The organism is Flavobacterium calami, assembly GCF_038290035.1.
GTDB lineage: Bacteria > Bacteroidota > Bacteroidia > Flavobacteriales > Flavobacteriaceae > Flavobacterium > Flavobacterium calami.
Window position 1 is genome coordinate 274,925 of the sequence record NZ_JBBYHS010000002.1, and the last position, 19,550, is coordinate 294,474.

Consider the following 19,550-nt stretch of genomic DNA (forward strand, 5'->3'; position numbering starts at 1 on the left):
TACTGTGACTGGAAACTGTGACTAAAAACTTTTTTTAAAACTCTAGTTTCTTTTTACGAAGCTCGAAATTTTGTCCGAGATAAACTCGACGAACCATTTCATCTTCGACCAATTCTTCCGGGACTCCTGCTTTAAGGATTCCTCCTTCGAACATTAAGTATGTTTTATCTGTAATCGCTAATGTTTCCTGTACGTTGTGATCGGTAATCAGGATTCCGATATTTTTATTTTTTAGCTGAGCTACAATTCGTTGAATGTCTTCAACCGCAACAGGGTCAACTCCAGCAAAGGGTTCATCCAATAAAATGAATTTTGGATCTGTGGCCAATGCACGTGCAATTTCGGTACGACGACGCTCTCCTCCGGAAAGTAAATCGCCTCGGTTGGTACGAATATGTTCCAGGCTGAATTCGGCGATTAATTCTTCCATTTTGGCAATTTGAGCTTCTTTTGAAAGTTTGGTCAATTGTAAAACACTTAAAATATTGTCTTCTATGCTTAATTTTCTAAATACAGATGCTTCCTGCGCCAGATAACCAATTCCTTGTTGAGCACGTTTGTACATCGGATAATCGGTAATGTTCAAATCATCAAGATAGATGTTTCCCTGATTTGGTTTTACCAATCCTACAATCATATAAAAAGAAGTTGTTTTTCCTGCACCATTTGGTCCTAAAAGTCCAACGATTTCTCCCTGATTTACTTCAACAGAAATGCCTTTTACAACACTGCGTCCTTTGTATGTTTTGATTAAATTATCGGCTCTTAGCTTCATTTCTTAATTAGATAATTAGATAATTTGAAAATGAGATAATTATATGCTAACTCAAAATCAATTTTAAAATTTGTTTGAAAGGCAAAATAAATGCAAAATAATCAATCCGATGAATCAATTAACAAATTATTGCATTTTCAAAATTTAGAATTTGTATTTCAGAATTTAATAAATTAGAGTATTCCCAAAAAATATCTAATTATCAAATTGGCACATTACTTAGATTCTTCCAAAGCCTCCCAAAATTCGTATGCTCTTCTTAAATGAGGAATGACAATTGTTCCGCCCACAAGAGTTGCAATTCCCATTGCCTCCATCATTTCTTCTTTAGTGACACCTTCTTTATAGCTGGTTTCTAAGTGATATTTTACACAGTCATCACATCTCAAAACAGTTGATGCAACTAAACCTAAAAGCTCTTTTGTTTTTACATCAAGAGCGCCTTCTGCATAAGCATTGGTGTCAAGGTTGAAAATTCGCTTCACAATTTTATTGTTATCAGCGAGTAATTTTTCGTTCATTTTAGAACGATAGTCGTTGAATTCCTGAATAATATCTGACATTTTTATTTTGTTTTATTTTTATAAACTATCTTCGAAATCAGGATACTTACTTCGTATATAACCAGCATTGGGATGGCTACAATGGTTTGGCTTACTACGTCCGGAGGTGTTACGATTGCAGCAACAATTAAAATAATTATAACAGCATATTTCCAGTATTTTCTTAAGAACTCAGGTGTGACTAAGCCTAATTTAGTTAGGAAATAAATGATAATAGGCAGTTCAAAAAATAATCCGCTGGCAAGAATACTTGTTTTTACCATTCCCATATAGGATTCTAATGTAAACTGATTTACCACGACATCACTTATGGAGAAAGTTGCTACGAAGTTCACAGACATAGGAATAACAACATAATATCCAAATACAACTCCTAAAAAGAAAAGCAATGATGAGGTAAAAATAAACACTTTGGCATTTTTTCTTTCATTTTCGTATAAAGCAGGACTAATAAATTTCCAAAGCTCCCATAATATGTAAGGGAAGCCCAAAATGAAACCAACCAAAATACACATCCATACAAAAATATTGACCTGTCCTTCCATTTCAGTATTTTGAATAATGAAGTTCAGTTCAGTAATACAAATGCTGTCTGCAAATCCTAATTGATGTGATAAATCGCAAAACCATACATAAGTAAAAAAGCTCGGCCTTGTTGGGCCTAAAATGATTTGATCAAATAAGTAATCACTAAAAAAATAAGCGATAAAAGCCATTACAAGAATAGCAATTGTACTTCTTACCAAAAGCCATCTTAATTCTTCAAGATGGTCTAAAAATGACATTTCGCCAAGATTTTTCTTTGCCATTATACGATTCCTTCTTTTAAAATGTCATGTAAATGTAAAACTCCTTTGTATTCTCCCTGATCGGCAACAATTAGTTGCGTTATTGAAAAATCTTCTAAAATATTCAATGCATCAACCGCCATCGTTTCAGGTGAAACCAGTTTCGGATTTTTGCTCATAATATCTTTTGCTGTTAAATCGGCAATAGTGTCACGGTCGTTAAGCATTCTTCGGATGTCTCCGTCGGTAATGATGCCAACAATTTTGTCGTTTTCGACCACAGCGGTAACTCCCAGTCTTTTTTCAGAAATTTCGAAAATCACTTTTTTAACGGAGGTGTCAGGGCTTACTGTAGGTTTTAACGAATGCTCGATCATGTCTTTAACACGTAGCAATAATTTTTTTCCCAAAGCCCCGCCAGGATGATAAACCGCAAAGTCTTCAGGCTTAAAATCGCGCATTTCCATTAAACAAACAGCCAGGGCATCTCCCATAACAAGCTGCGCTGTAGTACTGTTGGTTGGGGCAAGATTTATCGGACATGCTTCAGTTTCAACCGTGGTGTTAAGCACGTAGTCAGAACCTTTGGCTAAAAACGAAGTTATATTTCCGGTCATTCCGATTAAAGTATTTCCAAAACGTTTTAATAAAGGAACTAAAGCTTTGATTTCGGGACTGTTGCCGCTTTTTGAAATGCAAATGATGATGTCCTCGTTTTGAATCATTCCCAAGTCGCCATGAATTGCTTCAGAAGCGTGAAGAAACATTGAAGGTGTTCCGGTTGAATTGAATGTGGCGACCATTTTTTGCGCAATGATGGCGCTTTTTCCAATTCCCGTAACAATTAATCTGCCTTTTGTTTCGTAAATGCGTTGTACAGCTTCGTAAAAATTTTCGTCCAGAAAATCAATAAGCTTTGTAATTGCCTCACTTTCAGATAGTATTGTTTTTTTTGCGATAGCTAAAATATTTTCTTTTGTAATCAAAACAGGAAAGTTAAAATTTGTGAGTGTGAAAGAAATTCGTATCTTTATGTGTTGCAAATTTATACAAAATATCCATTAATATAAAGAATGAGTTCAAACGAAATTGAAATACATAAGGAATTAAAGAAGTATTTCGGCTTTAGCCAATTTAAAGGCTTGCAGGAGCAAGTCATTACGAGTATTTTAGATGAGAAGAATACTTTCGTAATTATGCCTACGGGCGGTGGAAAGTCTCTTTGTTATCAATTGCCCGCTTTAATTAAGGACGGAACTGCGATTGTTGTTTCTCCTTTGATTGCTTTGATGAAGAATCAGGTTGATGCGATTCGAAGTCTGTCTTCTGAAAACGGAATTGCACATGTGCTCAATTCTTCCCTCACCAAAACTGAAATTGCTCAGGTCAAAAAGGATATTACCTCTGGATTAACGAAACTTTTATATGTTGCTCCGGAATCATTAACAAAAGAAGAGTATGTGGCTTTTTTACAAAGCGTGCCAATTTCTTTTGTTGCTATTGACGAAGCGCATTGTATTTCTGAATGGGGGCATGATTTTAGACCGGAATACAGAAATCTTAGAAATATTATTAAACAATTAGGTCAAGTGCCTATCATAGGGCTTACTGCAACTGCAACACCAAAAGTGCAGGAAGATATTTTGAAGAATCTGGATATGTCTGATGCAAATACTTTTAAAGCATCTTTCAACAGACCTAATTTGTATTACGAAGTTCGTACAAAAACAAAAAATGTTGAATCGGATATCATTCGGTTTATCAAACAACATAAAGGTAAATCAGGAATTATTTACTGCCTGAGTCGTAAAAAAGTAGAGTCGATTACAGAGGTTCTGCAGGTTAACGGAATAAGTGCAGTTCCTTACCATGCAGGTTTAGACGCAAAAACCCGTGCCAAGCATCAGGATATGTTTTTGATGGAAGATGTGGATGTTGTGGTTGCTACAATTGCATTCGGAATGGGTATTGATAAGCCAGACGTTCGTTTTGTAATTCATCATGATATTCCAAAATCACTCGAGAGTTATTATCAGGAAACCGGTCGTGCAGGACGTGATGGAGGTGAAGGGCATTGCTTAGCTTATTACTCTTATAAAGATGTAGAAAAGCTGGAGAAATTTATGTCAGGAAAACCGGTTGCTGAGCAGGAAATTGGTTTTGCACTTTTGCAGGAAGTAGTGGCTTATGCAGAAACTTCTATGTCACGAAGAAAATTTCTTCTTCATTATTTTGGTGAAGAATTTGATAGTGAAAACGGCGAAGGTGCAGATATGGATGATAATGTCCGTAATCCGAAAAATAAAATCGAAGCGCAAGAGCAAGTCGTTAAACTTCTTGAAATTGTACGGGACACCAAGCATATTTATAAATCAAAAGAAATTGTGTTTACCTTAATTGGACGTATAAATGCAGTTATTAAAGCACACAAAACTGATACACAGTCTTATTTTGGATCAGGCTCTGATCATGACGAAAAATACTGGATGGCCTTGTTGAGACAGGTTCTTGTGTCGGGGTATTTGTCAAAAGACATTGAAACGTATGGTGTGATCAAAATTACGAAAGCTGGTTTGGATTTTATTAAAAAACCGGTTTCATTCCTTATGTCTGAAGATCACGAATATAGTGAGTCTGATGATGAAACAGTGGTAACAGGTTCCAAGTCTTCAGGAACAGCAGATGAGGTTTTAATGGGGATGTTACGTGAACTTCGTAAAAAAGTAGCCAAAAAACTAGGAGTTCCCCCATTTGTGGTTTTTCAGGATCCATCTCTTGAGGATATGGCTTTAAAATACCCAATTTCATTAACTGAGTTGTATAATATCCACGGTGTTGGTGAAGGAAAAGCTAAAAAATATGGTGGGGATTTTGTGACATTAATCAGTAGGTATGTGGAGGATAATGATATTATCCGTCCGGATGATTTAGTAGTTAAATCTACTGGTGTTAACTCTGCTAATAAATTATATATTATTCAGAATATCGATAGAAAATTGCCATTAAATGATATTGCTTCGGCAAAAGGACTTTCGATGGATGCTTTAATTAAAGAAATGGAGCAAATCGTATATTCAGGAACAAAACTGAATATTAAATATTGGATTGATGATATGCTTGATGATGATCAGCAGGAAGAAATTCATGATTATTTCATGGAGTCAGAATCGGATAAAATTGAAGATGCGCTTAAAGAATTTGATGGTGACTACGATATAGATGAATTGCGTTTAATGCGTATTAAGTTTATTAGCGAAGTAGCGAACTAAAGTTAAATTCCAAAATATAAATTCCAAATTCCAATGATTTTTAAACTTGGAATTTGGAATTTTTTTATAGAAATTTCCCAAGTATTGGAATTTTATTCAGTATATAATTCCCCCCGATGAGGTTTCAAAGCATCTCTTACCTGAATCATATTCTCATCAGTTACTACCATAAAAGCGGTGGAATGCATATCATTTATTATTTTAAATCCGGTTATATTCAGAGGGAGCTTTTCAATTGCAATATATTCTTTTAAATGAATCTCGTGATGTTCGGCCGTTTTTGCAGAAGCCGGACCACGGAAATCCCAAATCAGTTTTATTTTTCTAGACATTTTTTTAAAGGTACAAAGGTTGTTAGGTACAAAGATACAAAGTCTTTCTTAATGGTTCTATGTAGAGAAGCACTGTAGCGCTACACAACCTTTGCAGGTATATTAGATGTACTGCGTTGCATCTCTGCGATATTCTTTGTGCTAAAAATCTGTTTCGATCTATTTTAATCTGCATGCAATTTTTACAGTAAATACATAATCTCATTTCAAAATAGTATTTTTGCATCTTCTTTTCATAGAAAGAAAAGCTAATAGCATAAATAAGATACAATGCCAAGAGAACTTTTACTTCAGGTAACGCCGGAAATTGCTGCAAACGAATCATTGCTAAAAGACCATTTGTCTAAGCAGATCAAGGTTTCTCCAAAAGAAATTCAGCATATTTCGATTTTAAAACGCTCTATTGATGCACGTCAGAAAGCGATTAAAATAAATTTGAAAGTTCTTATTTATTTAAATGGTGAGTCTTTTCAGGAAACTAAACTTGGGCTTCCTATATATAAAGATGTTTCCAATGCTCAGGAAGTTATCGTTGTTGGTGCAGGTCCGGCAGGTCTTTTTGCAGCTTTACAATTAATAGAATTAGGATTGAAGCCTATTGTACTCGAACGAGGAAAAGACGTTCGTGGTCGTCGTCGGGATTTAAAGGCTATAAATCGTGAACATATCGTAAACGAAGATTCAAATTATTGCTTTGGTGAAGGGGGAGCCGGAACGTACTCAGATGGAAAATTGTACACACGTTCTAAAAAACGTGGTGATGTAACCCGAATTTTAGAGCTTTTAGTTGCTTTTGGTGCTTCCGAAGATATTTTGATTGAAGCACATCCACATATTGGAACCAATAAACTCCCAAAAATTATTGAAGACATTCGAAATAAAATTAGGGAATTTGGTGGCCAGGTTTTGTTTGAAACCCGTGTTGAGGATATATTGGTAAAGAATAATGAAGTTGAAGGAATTGTTACTCAAAACGGTGATAAAATTCACGCCAATAAACTAATTTTAGCTACAGGACATTCAGCTCGTGATATTTTTGAATTATTAGATAAAAAGAAAATTTTAATAGAAGCAAAACCCTTTGCTTTGGGAGTTCGTGCAGAACATGCCCAGGGATTAATTGATAGCATTCAATACAGCTGTGATTTTCGCGGGGAACATTTGCCTCCAGCACCATATTCAATTGTAAAACAAGTTAATGGCCGCGGAATGTATTCGTTTTGTATGTGTCCGGGAGGTGTAATTGCACCATGTGCGACAAGTTCGGGGGAGGTGGTTACAAACGGCTGGTCGCCTTCAAAACGTGATCAGTCAACAGCAAATTCAGGAATTGTAGTAGAATTGAAATTGGAAGATTTTAAACCTTTTGCAAAATTTGGTGCTTTGGCTGGAATGGAATTTCAAAAAAGTATCGAACAAAAAGCCTGGCATCTGGCTGGAGAGACCCAAAAAGTTCCGGCACAAAGAATGATTGATTTTACGAAAAGCAAAGTTTCATCAGATATTCCTAAAACTTCGTATGTTCCCGGAACAACTTCGGTTGAATTAGGACAGGTTTTTCCTGGGTTTTTAACTCAGATTATGCGCCAGGGTTTTCAGGAATTCGGAAAATCAATGCGTGGTTATTTAACAAATGAAGCGATTTTGCATGCGCCGGAAAGTAGGACTTCTTCACCAGTGAGGATTCCCAGAGACCCTTTGACTTTGGAACATTTGCAAATTAAAGGTTTGTATCCTTGTGGTGAAGGTGCCGGTTATGCCGGAGGAATTATTTCTGCAGCAATTGATGGAGAAAAATGTGCTTTAATGATTGCTGAATCTCTAAAGTAATTTTATAGCAAACTGTAATATCTTGGGGTTCTTTTAATAAGATCTAAATGTTTTAACGCAGGTATAATGAAAAACTTTTTCACCAGTTTATTTAATAGAAATAATGATCCAAAATCAATTATTTCTTTTGATGTTATGGATTCAATTTATGCTTATTTGTATCATGAACAGGCAAGTCTTGAATTTAAGGTAAAAGGTCTTCGGGATAACGTTACGGTTAATCTGTTTTATTTTCCCGGTTCGTTTAATCATGAAGAAGGAAAAAAGGAAATAAAAAAGGCAGGGTTTAAAAATGCTTATCAGGTCTTAAATGAATTGTATAAGAAGCTTGATATTGGGCCTTTGTCTCAGGAAATTATAGAGGAGGGGTTGGAGTATGATTTTATACATGTTCAGTTTTATTCTGAACCAACTCCTGAAACGAAACAGTATTTTAAACGGGTTCTGAATAATTTTGTAATCTTCTTTTGCTGCACAAATAGTCTTGAAACAAACGATTTCAAAATATTGTATTCCAGTGGTCATTTTATCGATTATACAAAAGGTTTGCTGGACTCAGAATATCTGGATTTTGAAAAGCCAAAAAATGCCACCCAGGAAACGGGAGTCAGAGATTTTAAAATTGTTTTGCAGGGAATTTGTGAGTATTTGAATATTGAAATTCCAAAAAGTGTGGAGCTTCCTTCATCTGAAAATTTAATAGAAACAGAAGAAGTTACATTAGAAACTTTTGAGGAATTTATAAAGCTGGTTTCAAGAGGAGCCATTGAAAAAGAAGTGCTGAAAAAACAATCTCAAAAACTTTTTAATAATTTTAATAGACCACCAAGTGATTATCATAATATAATAGAAGGATATTTTGATTTTTTCGAAACTATTGATGCGTGGAATAGCGACTGGAAATTTGATCCTGAAGATGCGGAGTACTTTATCTCTGAAATGATCGGTGGGGAACTAAATTTTGAATATCCGGAAGAAACCTATAGCCACGATTTATTCCCTTATATTCAGACTGCATTAGGAAAACGTAATTTGGAATTGATGAGTTATGATACAGAAGGGGATAATTATTTGTTTTTTGTAGTAAATAAAAATGACGTCGATAGAATTATGACTTTGTCTGAAATTACTAATATAAAAATTGATAAACTCTCTTAAAACCGTCATTTTAGTTCATGTAATAAAATGCAGTTTGCAAAGCCAATTTGTGTTTTGCTACATATTTTTCCCCTTACAATTTTACTTTTTGATAATGTTAACTATAATGCAATTCTTTTTTGTGTGTAATTACTTTGTAATTCTTTTGTTTTATTAAAAAATAACACCATTGGTTTTTTAAATAGATAAAAACTAATTTGTGTAATATTCAAAGATTCATGGCTCCTTCTTTTTTTTTCGTAAACTTGATCGTTTAATTTTGATTCATAATCACAAAAATTAATTTTTTTATGTGTTTTTTTAAGAAATAGAAAAAAATAATAAAAAAAATATAGGGAAATTAAAAAAAAAATATAATTTTATGCAATCGATTACAAAATGGTATTTGGGAGAAAAATTAAAATAAACTTGAAATTTATTCTTGGAACATTTTTTGCTCATGAACTTGTCTTGAAAATCGAATTACATATTTAAATTAATCCAAAAACAGCCAAAAAAAATGAAAAAAATTAGAACTTATCTATTGTTATTATTAACAAGTACTACTTTAATTCATGCTCAAAAAGCACCAAAAATAGATTTGACTTTGTGGAAATTAACAATTCCGGAGGGTTCCGTAACAACATATAAAGCGCCTAAGCTTTTGGATTATTCTGAAAATTTAGAAATTACTAAATTTATGTTTAATGATTTGTCAGACAGATCTTTGGTTTTTTATGTTTATCCGTCTATTAAGTCTAAAAGATCTTTTAATAAAACAGATTTAAAAGAGCAAAACTCATTCGGAGGTGATGCAAGCTGGTCTTTTAAACAAGGGGCTAAGCTTAAAGCTTCTGTTAAAATGGGTGAAATTTCTAAAAAGAACGATCAGTACCCACGTATTATATTTGCTCAGATCGGCGGAAGGTTAAAAGAAGATCAGGTTAATCAGATAGGGGCAAAAGATAAATCTGCTCCGTCAATCCTGAAAGTTTTTTGGGATAATGGCTATGTGAAGCTGAGATCAAAGAGATTGGCAGATCCGTCTATTACCGGAATCGATGTTTTAAAAGAAGATTCATGGATTGATGATGATGGTTACACCTTTAAAAATAAAGTAGATTTTGATAAATTTAATTTCCAGATTGAAATTTCTGATGGAAAAATGGAGGTTAGTGTAAACGGTGAGAAAAAAGTATATTCTGGAGGTGATTACAAATTATGGAATTCATTTGATAATTATTTCACCGTGGGATGTAATCTTCAGGGGGATGAAACCGGTGCATTTGCGAATGTTAAATTTTATTCCTTGGATGTGACTCACTAAGAAAAACTTAAAATAAAATAGAATTTAAGCCTGTATCATAATAGATTCAGGCTTTTTTAATTTTGGTTAGGAAGAATACTTCTTTTATGATTTCTTTTTCAGTTTATCTTTAAAAACTTTTTCAAATTTTTCTATTTTAGGCTGAATTACCATTTTGCAATACGGCTGATTTTTATTGTTTGTGTAATAGTTCTGATGATAATTTTCGGCTTTATAGAATTTTGAAAAAGGCTCTACTTTGGTTACGATTGGATTATTGTAAACCTTTGCCTTGTTTAAATCAGTAATTATGTTTTGGGCTGCTTTTTTTTGTTCTTCATTTTTGTAGAAAATTATTGACCTGTATTGGGTTCCCACATCAGCACCCTGCCGGTTTAGAGTTGTAGGGTCATGGACTGTAAAGAAAACTTTGAAGATTTCGTTTATATTGGTGATATTTTTGTCATAAGTGATCTGTACTACCTCAGCATGACCAGTGGTTCCGGTGCAGACTTCATCGTACGTGGGATTATCTACTTTTCCTCCGGAAAATCCTGAAACCACAGATTTTACGCCTTCTAAATTTTCATATACAGCTTCTACACACCAATAACAGCCTCCGCCAAGTGTAATGGTTTCAAAATTAGATTCTTTTTTTTGAGAAAATCCGTTTATTGATAAGGTGAAAAAACAGATTAAAAAAATATTTTTCATAGTTGTTTTATTGGTTATCCGGAATAAAATCAAGAGCAATCGAATTCATGCAATAACGCTTTCCGGTAGGTTCCGGGCCATCGTCGAATATATGTCCTAAATGACCGCCACAGCGCCCGCAAAGTGTTTCAATTCTTTCCATTCCGAGTGAATTATCATCTTTAAAGACGATGCTTTTTTTGTTTTCCTGTTCAAAGAAACTGGGCCAGCCGCAACTGCTTGAAAATTTAGCAGTCGATTTAAAAAGCAGGTTACCGCAAGAAGCGCAATAATAAGTTCCTTTTTCGTTGGTATTCCAGTATTTTCCGGTATAAGGCCTTTCGGTATCTGCCTCTCGCATTACAGCATAAATATCATCAGGCAAAACCTTTTTCCACTCTGTATCGCTAACTTTTAGTTTTGTGGTGTCTGTATTTGAGTAATAAGGATTTCCGGGCTTTTTTATTTTGTTTTCTATGCCAGCTTTATTTCCAGATTGTTTTTGTTTGTTTTGCCCGCATGCCTGCAAAATAAAAAGAGGTATAAGAAAGCAAAAGGCAAACCAAGTATTTCTTGTTTTCATCATTTTTAAATATATAATTGAGGTGTACCAAAGTTACAATGAGTTTTGATGTAAAAATGCGTATAGATTGTAATTGAGATATTTTTAAGTATGTTTTAACTTTTTGTTTGTTTATGTTAAATGAGGAATTTGTGATTTTTAATTCTTGTTTTAAAGGCTTTTGAATATAAGCCTGGATTTAATTTTCTGTATTTCAGTAAAATAGAGTGATTCGGGGCTTAGTTAAACTTTTCATAATCTTTTCTGAGATTTTCAAGCCATTTCTTTTTTCGTATTTTTGTTACTTCAACACGCCTTATGACAGAAGAAAACGTAATATTAGTTAATCAAAATGACGAGCAAATTGGTTTAATGCCAAAACTAGAAGCACACGAAAAAGCAGTTTTACATCGGGCTTTCTCGGTTTTTATTTTAAATAATAAAAATGAAATTATGCTACAGCAGCGTGCTCATCAAAAATATCATTCGCCTTTGCTTTGGACCAATACTTGTTGTAGTCATCAGCGTGAAGGAGAGTCTAATAAAGAAGCCGGAAGCAGACGATTGTTTGAAGAAATGGGTTTCAAGACCGAATTGAAGGAGTTATTTCATTTTATATACAAAGCCCCATTTGATAATGGTTTGACTGAACATGAACTAGATCATGTGATGATAGGGTATTATAATGATAATCCGGCCATTAATTTAGAAGAGGTAGAGGATTGGAAATGGATGAAAATCGAAGACATAAAAGAAGATATTGAAAAACAGCCCGAAATTTATACCGTGTGGTTTAAAATAATTTTTGATGAATTTTATCATTATTTAGAAGACCATAAAATTTAACATTACCAACCATAACTTGATGAGAGTAACCATATCAAGAAAAGCGCATTTTAATGCTGCACATCGATTGTACAGGAAAGACTGGTCATTTGAAAAAAACGATGCTGTTTTTGGAAAATGTAATAATCCTAATTTTCACGGTCATAATTATGGTTTAACAGTAAGTGTTACAGGAAAAATTGACCCGGAAACTGGTTTTGTTTTAGATGTGAAAGTATTAGCGGATATTATACGTGAAGAAGTAGAACTTCCGTTTGATCACAAAAACCTGAATCTGGATGTGCCGGAGTTTCAGGATTTGAATCCAACTGCAGAAAATATTGCTGTTGTGATATGGAATAAAATTAGAAAAAGAATTCAATCCGATTTTGATTTAGAAGTCGTATTGAATGAAACGGACCGCAATTTTGTAACTTATAAAGGAGAATAAAGAATGTCACTAAAAATAGGAGATATAGTTCCGAATTTTACTGCAAAAGATAGTCACGGACAAGTTTTTGAAAGCAAGAGTGTTTTGGGTCGAAAGCCGCTCGTGATTTATTTTTACCCAAAAGATAATACCCCTGGCTGTACTACCGAAGCTTGTAGTTTTAGGGATCAATACGAAGATTTTAAAGATTTAGGTGCCGAAGTGATTGGAATTAGCAGTGATAGTGTAAAGTCACATCATAAGTTTGCTAAAAAACACGAATTGCCTTTTATCTTATTATCAGATCAGGATAAAAGACTAAGGCAACTTTTTGGAGTCCGAAATAATTTATTTGGACTTTTACCAGGAAGAGTGACTTACGTTATAGACAGAAATGGTGTTGTAATTCTTATTTTTGATAGTATGAATGCTGCCAGTCATATTCCGAAAGCTTTGGAAACAATTAAGGAATTAGTGTTGTAAATAAAAAAAGGATTAGATAAATATTTAAAACAATAAAGAGATTAGCCAAAAAATATGGAACCAAAATTATACCCTTTACAATTTGAACCGATCTTAAAAGAAAGAATCTGGGGAGGAGAAAAACTAAAAACAATTCTAAATAAACCAATTGTATCAAAAATTACTGGCGAGAGCTGGGAGCTTTCAACTGTTGAGGGTGATGTGAGTGTTGTGGCTAATGGTGATTTGAAAGGGAAATCATTAGCGGAGCTTATTGATGATATTCCGAATGAGATTTTGGGAACAAGGGTTTACGAGCGTTTTGGAAAACAATTTCCTTTGCTTTTTAAATATTTAGACGCAAGAGAGGATCTTTCGATTCAGGTGCATCCAAATGATAAGTTAGCTAAAGAAAGACATAATTCATTTGGTAAAACTGAAATGTGGTACGTAATGCAGGCTGACGCTGATTCAAGGATTATAGTTGGTTTTAAAGAAGATTCGGGTAAAGAAGAATATTTGAAACATTTAAATGATAAAACTTTAGTTTCTATTTTAGATGATGTTAAAGCTAAATCAGGAGATGTTTTCTTTTTAGAAACAGGAACGGTTCATGCAATTGGTGCAGGATTGGTTGTAGCCGAGATTCAGCAGACATCTGATATAACCTACCGTTTGTATGATTTTGATCGTAAAGATGCTCAGGGAAATACGAGAGAACTGCATGTAGACCTGGCACTTGATGCAATCAACTATAAAAAGGTTGATACACAGAAAAAATACGAGACAAAAACAAATGTGTCAAATGTAGTGGTTGATTGTCCTTATTTTACAACTAATTTTATTCCTTTAGAAAATAAAGTTGAGGTTTCAAAATCAGGCGAGACATTTACGGTTTATATGTGTGTAGAAGGAAGTTTTGAAATTGAATATGACGGTTTTAAGGAGTCGTATAAAAAAGGAGATACTGTTTTGGTTCCGGCCGGGATAAAAACATTTGTTTTGAATGGAAATGCTTCAATTTTAGAAATTTACATTTCTTAACATATATTCTAAAGATTATATGTACTTTTGCAGACGCAAATTAAAATTATAAATAAAAATGGCAAACGTTAAAAATTTAAAGAAAGACATCAATTTCGTATTAGGTGATATTATTGAAGCAGTTTATTTGTTTGAGATGTCTACAACAGGAAATCCAACTCCGGAAACGAATGCTTTAATTGATGAGGCTATCAATGCTTTTGATACTTTGATTACAAAAGTGAACGCAAAAAACGTTGAAAATAAAAAAGCACACTTTAAACAAATCAATGTTGAATTAGAACAAACTGCTAATCAATTGATTGAAAAAATCAACGCATTATAAGTAAAAAAAAGTATAAAAAAGTGCAGATTTATTTTGGCAAAACCAAAATCCGCTTTATATTTGCACCCGTAATGAGGCCGATGTAGCTCAGCTGGCTAGAGCAGCTGATTTGTAATCAGCAGGTCGTGGGTTCGAGTCCCTCTATCGGCTCAAAAAACCATCACAGAAATGTGGTGGTTTTTTTATTTATAGAGAGAGGTGTGAAATTTATTTTGGAAATGTAAAAAACAATTTTATCTTTGCACCCGTAAAATAGGCCGATGTAGCTCAGCTGGCTAGAGCAGCTGATTTGTAATCAGCAGGTCGTGGGTTCGAGTCCCTCTATCGGCTCAAAAACCATCACAGAAATGTGGTGGTTTTTTTTTTGCTCAAACTTTAATTTTACATTGGAATTCGCAATTTTAAAAAATATTAAAATGGAAGAAACTTCAGTATTTGAAAAATTTGAGCTGCATCTCGATGAATCTGCAAAAGACTTTTTAAAAGAAACGGCTAAATGGGCATACTTTTTATCAATTCTTGGGTATATCGGAATTGGACTTATAGTCATAATTGCTCTTTTTGCAGGGGCAATTTTTTCTACACTCGGAAGTACGGTTCCGGGAATGGGAGCAATGGGAACCTCTTTTGGAGTAATGATGGGAGTTTTTTATTTTGTTATAGCTGCTATTTATTTTTTTCCGGTTTATTATTTAAATAAGTTCGCAGTAAACGCAAAAAGAGCTTTTAGGGAAAATGATTCGGAAGCGTTAACTAATTCTTTTGAATATCTAAAATCGCATTATAAATTTATCGGAATCTTTACTTTGTCAATTATGATATTGTATGGGTTGATATTAGTCTTTGCAGTATTAGGTGCTTTATTTGCAAGGTAAAGTATATAAAAAAATCCATTCGAACCGAATGGATTTTTTTATAAAAGAATGTTGTCTTTATTCGTATTTAATGCGCTTCTAGCCAGTCTTTCCCTAAACCAAGTTCAACTTCTAGCGGGACAGTCATTTTAAAGGCGTTTTCCATTTCGTGCTTAATCATAGGCTGTATTTTTTCTAATTCGTCGTTATGTACATCAAATACAAGCTCATCATGTACTTGTAACAGCATTTTAGATTTCCAGTTTTCATCACGAAGCTTTTTGTGAATGTTGATCATTGCAATTTTAATTACATCGGCAGCGCTTCCCTGAATTGGTGCATTTACAGCATTTCGCTCAGCGGCACTTCTTACTACTGCATTTGCAGAGTTAATATCTTTTAAATATCGACGGCGGCCTAAAATTGTTTGTACATAACCTTTTTCACGTGCAAATTCGACTTGTTCTGAAATGTATGATTTAAGACGTGGGTATGTTTTGTAATAAGCGTCAATCAAAGCGGCACTTTCACTTCTGGATAACGAAGTTTGATTGCTCAAACCGAAAGCAGAAACACCATAGATAATTCCGAAGTTTACCGTTTTGGCGTTGCTTCTTTGTTCACGGGAAACTTCTTCAAGAGCAACATCAAAAACTTTAGCGGCTGTAGCCCTGTGAATATCCTCTCCATTTTGAAAAGCTTTAATCATGTTTTCCTCTCCGCTCAAAGCTGCAATAATGCGTAATTCAATTTGAGAGTAATCGGCAGAGATTAAAGTGTAATTTTCATCGCGTGCCACAAAAGCTTTACGGATCTGACGCCCTCTCTCGGTACGAATTGGAATATTCTGCAAGTTTGGGTTGTTGGAACTCAAACGTCCAGTCGCAGCAACCGTCTGCATATAATCGGTATGAACACGTAATGTTTTTTTGTCAACTTGTTCCGGTAAAGCTAAAATATAAGTGCTTTGTAATTTGACCATTTGACGCCAATCCAAAATCTGTTTTACAATCGGATTGTCATTAGCCAGATAAGTCAAAACTTCTTCTCCGGTCGCATATTGACCCGTTTTAGTCTTCTTTTGTTTTGCTCCGCCAATTTTAAGTTTGTCAAATAAAATATCGCCTAGTTGTTTTGGAGAAGCCAAATTGAATTTCTCACCGGCTGTTTCGTAAATTTTTTGTTCTAAAGATTTAATTTCGACATCCATTTCAGTAGACATCTGTTTTAAAAACTCAACGTCTAAACGGATACCTTCGGTTTCCATGTCGGCTAAAACACTTACCAATGGAATTTCGATTTCATCAAACAGCTTTTTGGTTTCGGTTTTGTCTAATTCAGTTGTAAAGATTTCTTTTAATTGTAAAGTAATATCAGCATCTTCGGCAGCATATTCTTTGATATCTTCCAAAGGAACATTGCGCATTGAAAGTTGATTTTTGCCTTTTTTGCCAATTAAAGTTTCAATTGATTTTGGAGAATATTTCAAATATGTTTCAGCTAAAATATCCATATTATGACGCATATCCGGATTAATCAGATAATGTGCGATCATCGTGTCAAAAAGTTTCCCTTTTACAGTAACACCGTAATTAGATAGGATTTTTAAATCGTATTTTAAGTTTTGTCCAATTTTCTCAATGTTTTCATTTTCGAAAAACGGAACAAATTTATTGACTAAAGTTTGAGCTTCTTCCTGATTTTCCGGAAATGGAACATAAAATGCTTTTCCTTTTTCATAAGCAAAAGACATTCCAACCAGTTCTGCATGCAAAGCGTCAATTCCTGTGGTTTCTGTATCGAAACAAACAGAAGTCTGTTTTTCTAAATTCTGCAAAAGCAATTTAATTCCTAAGTCGCCCTGAATAGTCTGATAAGAATGTTCTGTGTTTTCTAAAGTATTGTAAAATGAAGTTCTTGCAGTTTCAGGACTATCTTCGGTAGATCCTCCGCCTCCAAAAAGGTCGAATTGATCTTCGTTTTTTGTAGCTTTTTTGTATAATCTGGCATCCGAAGCGGGAGCTGCGGTTTGTGCTCCGTCTGTTTTAAATAAATTATCAAACTGTTCAGCCATTCTTCTGAATTCTAATTCCTGAAAAATAGCATCGGTTTTTTCGATGTCAGGGCGTGAAAGCTCGTAATCATCTTCGTTAAAAACTACATCACAATCTGTAATAATTGTGGCCAGTTTTTTAGATAATATTCCTTTTTCTTTATTGGCTTCGATATTCTCTTTCATTTTGCCTTTTAGTAAATGAGTGTTTTCTAAAAGGTTTTCCATAGAACCGAATTCTTTCAGGAGTTTTTTTGCAGTAACTTCACCAACACCTGGTAATCCCGGGATATTGTCTACAGCGTCTCCCATCATTCCAAGAAAATCAATTACTTGTTCTGGTCTTTCTACTTCAAATTTAGCCAAAACTTCAGGAATACCCCAAATTTCGATTCCGTTACCCATGCGGGCTGGTTTGTACATGAAAATATTTTCTGAAACCAACTGGGCAAAATCCTTGTCAGGGGTTACCATGAAAACCTGATAATTTTGTTTTTCAGCTTGTTTTGCGATTGTTCCAATTAAGTCATCGGCTTCACAGCCTGCTGATTCAATAATTGGTATATGCATAGCGTTTAGTAATTCCTGAATGTACGGAATAGCAATTTTGATAGCTTCAGGGGTTGCATCACGATTGGCTTTATATTCTGCGAACATTTCTGTTCTGACATGGCTTCCTTCTTTATCGAAAGCAACGGCTAAATGATCGGGTTTTTCTCTTTTGATAACATCTAGTAATGAGTTCATAAAACCCATAATTGCAGATGTGTCCATTCCTTTTGAGTTGATTCTCGGGTTCTTTATAAAAGCATAATAACCACGAAAAATTAGTGCATAAGCATCTAGAAGAAAAAGGCGTTTTTGAGTTGACATAAAATAAATATTAGTCTGTAAAAATAAGCAATTGGCTTTTAAAAACTAATTTGTATCTGAATTATGTGTGGTTTGATCTTTAAATTTAAAATTGAAATCACATTAAAATCATTATAGGTTCTAGTTAAAATTTTGATAATATGCGACTGTAAAAACGCCATTCTTTGTTACTTTGTTTAAAATTGTAAATAATGATTCTTCGTTTTGTAATTCTTTGTGCTCTTTTTCTGTTTATTGAGTTTTATTCTTACCAGGCTTTCCGGACTTTGATTAAATTAAGATGGGCTTTAATTGCTTATCAGGTCATAAGTGTGCTGCTTTTGGTGTTTATCGTGTATTCTTTTACGCAATTTGACCGTTCTGTTGGGCAAACCAAATACACCATGTTTACAATGGGTTTAATGTTAATGGTCTATGTGCCAAAAATTGTACTTACTTTGGTAATGTTTGGCGAAGATATTTTTAGAATCGGAGCCAGTATTCTGAATTATTTCATGTACAATGCACCAAGGAAGGAAATGATGCCCGACAGGCGAAAATTTATAAGTCAATTGGCTTTAGGACTGGCGGCTGTGCCTTTTTTATCTCTGATTTACGGAATTTTTGAAGGGAAATATAATTTTAAAGTGATAAAACAAACCATTTTTTTTCCTGATTTACCAGATGCTTTTGACGGATTTAAAATTACACAGATTTCTGATGTACATAGTGGGAGTTTTGATAATCCTGAAAAAATAAACTATGCGATAGATTTGATAAATGAGCAGGAGTCAGATATGATTCTGTTTACAGGAGATATTGTTAATACGCATGCAAAAGAAATGCATCCATGGCTGGATACTTTCAACAGAATTAAAGAGTATAAATACGGTAAGTTCTCGGTGTTAGGGAATCATGATTACGGTGAATATGTGAGCTGGCCATCTGAGAAAGAAAAAGACGAAAACTTTTTAGGAATAAAAAACCTGTACCACCAAATTGGATTTAAGTTGTTGCTTAATGAGCATACTTATATTCAAAAAGGGAATGATAAAATTGCTTTGATTGGAGTAGAGAATTGGGGTAAAAATTTTAAGAAAGCGGGAGATTTGAATAAGGCTTCTCAAAATGTAGCTCAGGATGATTTTAAGATTTTAATGAGTCATGATCCAAGCCATTGGGAATATGAAATTAAAGAGCATCCTAAGAACTTTCACTTAACATTGTCTGGACACACACACGGGATGCAGTTTGGTATTGAGATTCCGGGCTATTTCAAATGGAGTCTGGCACAATATATTTATAAGCAATGGGCAGGACTTTATGAAAACGCAGGAAGGTATGTTTATGTGAACAGAGGTTTTGGTTTTCATGCTTACCCGGGTCGGGTTGGAATTATGCCTGAAATCACGGTTATTGAACTAAAAAAAGGTAACAATGTGGCTTAATT

General features: G+C 34.1%; 19 protein-coding genes and 2 tRNA genes. 13 read left to right on the forward strand and 8 right to left on the reverse strand.

Annotated features, from left to right (window positions below; all coding sequences use genetic code 11):
* Positions 1–34 precede the first annotated feature (34 nt).
* From lptB to AAEO57_RS02750, 4 genes are all read right to left on the reverse strand, one after another.
* The gene (lptB, locus tag AAEO57_RS02735) at positions 35–775 is read right to left on the reverse strand and encodes an LPS export ABC transporter ATP-binding protein (protein WP_341689292.1); all 741 of its coding nucleotides are present in this window, start codon (positions 773–775) and stop codon (positions 35–37) included.
* A gap of 215 nt (positions 776–990) precedes the next feature.
* Entirely contained in the window at positions 991–1,338 is a 348-nt protein-coding gene (locus AAEO57_RS02740; protein WP_341689294.1) for a carboxymuconolactone decarboxylase family protein, read from the reverse strand.
* 2 nt (positions 1,339–1,340) lie between these two features.
* Positions 1,341–2,147, reverse strand: coding sequence for a twin-arginine translocase subunit TatC (gene tatC, locus AAEO57_RS02745; RefSeq protein ID WP_341689296.1), 807 nt, complete (start codon positions 2,145–2,147; stop codon positions 1,341–1,343).
* Positions 2,147–3,112, reverse strand: coding sequence for a KpsF/GutQ family sugar-phosphate isomerase (locus tag AAEO57_RS02750; protein ID WP_341689297.1), 966 nt, complete (start codon positions 3,110–3,112; stop codon positions 2,147–2,149). Before AAEO57_RS02750 ends, tatC begins: the two co-directional genes overlap by 1 nt.
* 87 nt (positions 3,113–3,199) lie before the next feature.
* Between AAEO57_RS02750 and recQ the strand changes: the two genes are divergently transcribed.
* Positions 3,200–5,395, forward strand: a complete 2,196-nt coding sequence (gene recQ, locus AAEO57_RS02755) for a DNA helicase RecQ (RefSeq protein ID WP_341689299.1) — start codon at positions 3,200–3,202, stop codon at positions 5,393–5,395.
* Positions 5,396–5,487: 92 nt separating this feature from the next.
* Here recQ and AAEO57_RS02760 read toward each other — a convergent pair whose 3' ends face one another.
* Positions 5,488–5,727 carry a hypothetical protein gene (locus AAEO57_RS02760; RefSeq protein ID WP_341689301.1) on the reverse strand — a complete coding sequence of 80 codons (240 nt, stop codon included), beginning with the start codon at positions 5,725–5,727 and terminating at the stop codon, positions 5,488–5,490.
* A 270-nt stretch (positions 5,728–5,997) separates the two neighbouring features.
* Here AAEO57_RS02760 and AAEO57_RS02765 point away from each other — a divergent pair, with 270 nt between their 5' ends.
* From AAEO57_RS02765 to AAEO57_RS02775, 3 genes are all read left to right on the forward strand, one after another.
* A complete protein-coding gene (locus AAEO57_RS02765; protein WP_341689303.1) occupies positions 5,998–7,557 on the forward strand; it encodes an NAD(P)/FAD-dependent oxidoreductase in 1,560 nt (519 codons plus the stop codon).
* Positions 7,558–7,623: 66 nt separating this feature from the next.
* Complete coding sequence (locus AAEO57_RS02770; protein ID WP_341689305.1) at positions 7,624–8,715, forward strand: DUF6630 family protein; 1,092 nt, start codon at positions 7,624–7,626, stop codon at positions 8,713–8,715.
* 499 nt (positions 8,716–9,214) lie between these two features.
* Positions 9,215–10,021: a polysaccharide lyase family 7 protein gene (locus AAEO57_RS02775; protein WP_341689308.1), complete on the forward strand. Its 807-nt coding sequence runs from the start codon at positions 9,215–9,217 to the stop codon at positions 10,019–10,021.
* Between the two features lie 84 nt (positions 10,022–10,105).
* Here the strand turns inward: AAEO57_RS02775 and msrA are convergent, their stop codons facing one another.
* Both msrA and msrB read right to left on the reverse strand, forming a co-directional pair.
* Positions 10,106–10,714 (reverse strand): peptide-methionine (S)-S-oxide reductase MsrA, encoded by a 609-nt coding sequence (msrA, locus tag AAEO57_RS02780; protein ID WP_341689310.1) that lies wholly within the window; start codon positions 10,712–10,714, stop codon positions 10,106–10,108.
* A gap of 7 nt (positions 10,715–10,721) precedes the next feature.
* The gene (gene msrB, locus AAEO57_RS02785) at positions 10,722–11,276 is read right to left on the reverse strand and encodes a peptide-methionine (R)-S-oxide reductase MsrB (protein ID WP_341689351.1); all 555 of its coding nucleotides are present in this window, start codon (positions 11,274–11,276) and stop codon (positions 10,722–10,724) included.
* A gap of 297 nt (positions 11,277–11,573) precedes the next feature.
* Here msrB and idi point away from each other — a divergent pair, with 297 nt between their 5' ends.
* The 8 genes from idi (at position 11,574) to AAEO57_RS02825 (ending at position 15,216) form a co-directional block, all read left to right on the forward strand.
* Positions 11,574–12,101 carry an isopentenyl-diphosphate Delta-isomerase gene (gene idi / locus AAEO57_RS02790; protein ID WP_341689312.1) on the forward strand — a complete coding sequence of 176 codons (528 nt, stop codon included), beginning with the start codon at positions 11,574–11,576 and terminating at the stop codon, positions 12,099–12,101.
* Positions 12,102–12,120: 19 nt separating this feature from the next.
* Complete coding sequence (locus AAEO57_RS02795) at positions 12,121–12,531, forward strand: 6-carboxytetrahydropterin synthase (protein ID WP_341689314.1); 411 nt, start codon at positions 12,121–12,123, stop codon at positions 12,529–12,531.
* A 3-nt stretch (positions 12,532–12,534) separates the two neighbouring features.
* A complete protein-coding gene (locus AAEO57_RS02800; RefSeq protein WP_341689316.1) occupies positions 12,535–12,993 on the forward strand; it encodes a peroxiredoxin in 459 nt (152 codons plus the stop codon).
* A gap of 54 nt (positions 12,994–13,047) precedes the next feature.
* A complete protein-coding gene (locus AAEO57_RS02805; RefSeq protein WP_341689318.1) occupies positions 13,048–14,016 on the forward strand; it encodes a type I phosphomannose isomerase catalytic subunit in 969 nt (322 codons plus the stop codon).
* 58 nt (positions 14,017–14,074) lie between these two features.
* Positions 14,075–14,341, forward strand: coding sequence for a hypothetical protein (locus tag AAEO57_RS02810; protein ID WP_341689320.1), 267 nt, complete (start codon positions 14,075–14,077; stop codon positions 14,339–14,341).
* A gap of 76 nt (positions 14,342–14,417) precedes the next feature.
* Positions 14,418–14,491 (forward strand) — tRNA-Thr (locus AAEO57_RS02815).
* Between the two features lie 106 nt (positions 14,492–14,597).
* A tRNA-Thr gene (locus tag AAEO57_RS02820) sits at positions 14,598–14,671 on the forward strand.
* A gap of 86 nt (positions 14,672–14,757) precedes the next feature.
* Positions 14,758–15,216 (forward strand): hypothetical protein, encoded by a 459-nt coding sequence (locus AAEO57_RS02825; RefSeq protein WP_341689322.1) that lies wholly within the window; start codon positions 14,758–14,760, stop codon positions 15,214–15,216.
* 67 nt (positions 15,217–15,283) lie between these two features.
* Here AAEO57_RS02825 and polA read toward each other — a convergent pair whose 3' ends face one another.
* Entirely contained in the window at positions 15,284–18,121 is a 2,838-nt protein-coding gene (polA, locus tag AAEO57_RS02830; RefSeq protein WP_341689324.1) for a DNA polymerase I, read from the reverse strand.
* Positions 18,122–18,312: 191 nt separating this feature from the next.
* On the opposite strand from polA, the gene AAEO57_RS02835 reads away from it, so the two are divergent.
* Complete coding sequence (locus AAEO57_RS02835) at positions 18,313–19,548, forward strand: metallophosphoesterase (RefSeq protein ID WP_341689327.1); 1,236 nt, start codon at positions 18,313–18,315, stop codon at positions 19,546–19,548.
* Positions 19,549–19,550: the final 2 nt, after the last annotated feature.